Raw genomic sequence first — 2,751 nt, 5'->3', positions numbered from 1 at the left:
GGTGACCGGCACGGATTTCAACCGTACCACCAAGTTGATCAACTGGGGCACCAATGGCGGCGGCTTCGACATTGCCGATGCCACCAATGTGTTTACGCTGTCGAATGTCTTCACCGGTTCGGGCGGCTTGACCAAATCGGGTGACGGCACACTGGCGCTTTTGGGCGACAGCAGCGGTTTCAAGGGCAACACGAATATCAATGCCGGGAGGCTGCGCCTTGACGGCGGCAAGCTTGGCGACGGCACCGGTACGGTCAATGTCGCTTCGGGTGCATCGCTCGGCGGTCACGGCACGGTTGGTGGCAACACCACGGTTGCTGGTGGCGGCAATCTGTTCGGCCAGTCCGGCTCACGGCTCGATTTCCTGAAGGACCTGACGCTCAATGCCAACAGCAATGTCGATATAACGCTGAATGGCAATCCATCGGCGAACGAGCTTTTCCACGTTGCCGGCAATCTGACCGTCAACGGAACCCTGACGGTCAACCCGAACAGCAGTTTCGGCATCGGCCTTTATCGCATTTTCCAGTCGGGCAATGGGCTGACCGATAATGGCATGAAACTGGCGAGCAACAACCCCAACTATCAGCTGCAGATTGTCGCCAATGAGGTCAACCTGATCAACACCGGTGGACTGATCCTCAATTACTGGAATGGCACAACAACCCAGTCTGACGGCACCATCCATGGTGGCGATGGTACGTGGAACAGCACCGATATCAACTGGACCGACAAGGACGCTAGCGTCAGCGGCTCTTGGGGCAACGATAATTTTGCGGTCTTCCAGGGTGTGAGCGGCACGGTGAGCATCGAACAGGGCTTCACCCCGGTTGTCAGCGGCATGCAGTTTGTCGTCGACGGCTACAGGATCGAGAACGGCACGATCACGCTTGGCGGGCAGGAGAACTGGATTGTCGTCGGCAATGGTGTTCCAGCCAGTAGCCGTGACATGACGGCAACCATCGCCTCGGTGCTCGACGGGCAGGATGGACTGACCAAGCTCGGCTATGGAACCCTCAACCTGACCGGGGTCAACACCTATCGCGGCACGACGACGGTCAATGAGGGCACGCTGGAACTGAGCGGCAATGGCAGCATCGCCAACAGCGACGGGATCGTGCTCGCTGGCACGCAGTTCGATCACGGCGATCTGTTGATCAACAAGGACCAGGATTTTACGCTCACCAACAAGGTGAGCGGTATCGGCGCGGTGACCAAGGACGGCACCGGCATCACCACCTTTGCCGGAGACAACACGTTCAGCGGTGGGCTGACGGTCAAGGGCGGCACGGCCAAGGCCGGAATTGCTGACAATGCCTTCGGCTCGGGCACTGTGACGGTGAAGGGCGGGGCGACGCTTGATCTTGCAGACTTCAACGAAACGGTCGGCAATCTGGTCGGCGAGACGTCCGCCGATGGCAATATCGAGCTAGGCGCGGGCACGCTGACGCTGAACCAGACCCTGCATGGCGACTTCTCCGGTATCATCTCCGGTACCGGCGGGATCACCAAGAACGGCGATGGCGATCTGGTGCTTTATGGTGAGAACGACTATTCCGGCACCACGGCGGTCAACAAGGGCGCTCTGGTGCAAGGCGCTGCGGGCGGCTTCTCGGGGGCTTCCGGCTATAAGGTTGCCAGCGGCGCTTCGATTGAGCTCGGCGGTTTCGCCACGGCGATGGCAAGTCTTGCCAATGGCGGCGATGTCCGCTTCGGCGGCAATGGCGGCACGGTGTTGAATGTGTCGGGCGATTATCATGGCGATAACGGCACGCTGCATATGTCGGCCGAGCTTGGCGACGACAATTCGCTGGCCGACAGGTTGATTGTCGGCGGCAATACGTCGGGCACCAGCAAGATCGGCATCACCAACCGTAATGGTTTTGGCGCACAGACCGTCAATGGCATCGAGATCATCTCGGTCGGCGGGGCTTCGGATGGCCAGTTCACGCTTCTGGGCGACTACACCACCAAGGACGGCCAGCAGGCGATCATGACCGATTCCGCCTATGCCTATACGCTGCGCAAGGGAAGCACCGGCACGCCCGATGACGGCAACTGGTATCTGGTCAGCCAGTATGAGAAGCCGGGTCCGGGTCCGGATCCGGACTGCCATGCAACCAACACCTGTCCGCCCGAGCGCTTCAGCCCGGCTGCTCCGGTCTATGAATCCTACACCTCGACCTTGCAGGCGTTGAACAAGCTGCCGACCTTGCAGCAGCGCGTGGGCGAACGTTATCTGGGCGGCCTGTCCGCTACCCAGAGCGGCACCCAGAGCGGCGGGACCGACAGCAAGGCAGTCTGGGGCCGTATCGAAGGGGCGCATAACCGTCTGGAAAACGGCTCGACAGCGGGCAGCCTGCATCAGGATATCGACACCGTCATCCTGCAGGCTGGTGTTGACGGCCAGTTCTATGAAGACGAGACCGGACGGCTGATTGCCGGGATTACCGGGCAATATGGCAATGCCCATTCCAGCATCGACAACCGGACCGGTGACGGTTCTGGCTCCATCGACACGCAGGGCTGGGGGCTGGGTGCAACCGCGACCTGGTACGGCACTTCGGGCTTTTATCTCGATGCGCAGGCACAGGCCAACTGGTATGACAGCGACCTTGGTGTCGATGCGGTCAACCCGACGCTGAAAGATGGCAACCGGGGCTTTGGCTATGCCTTGAGCCTTGAAGCAGGCCAGCGCATCGTCCTCGACCCGAACTGGTCGCTGACGCCGCAGGCGCAGCTGATGTGGTC

The 2,751-nt window shown here is 60.6% G+C and carries 1 protein-coding gene; it reads left to right on the top strand.

Annotated features, from left to right (window positions below; genetic code table 11):
* Positions 1 to 2,751, top strand: a 2,751-nt coding sequence (locus AC0TNJ_RS00025; RefSeq protein ID WP_473769853.1) for an autotransporter family protein, incomplete at both ends; no start/stop codon positions are given.

The sequence above is a fragment of the Ochrobactrum sp. PL_is483 genome (assembly GCF_055816855.1).
The sequence above is the reverse complement of the archived record's forward strand: the minus strand, read 5'-3'. Positions and strand labels throughout refer to the sequence as shown.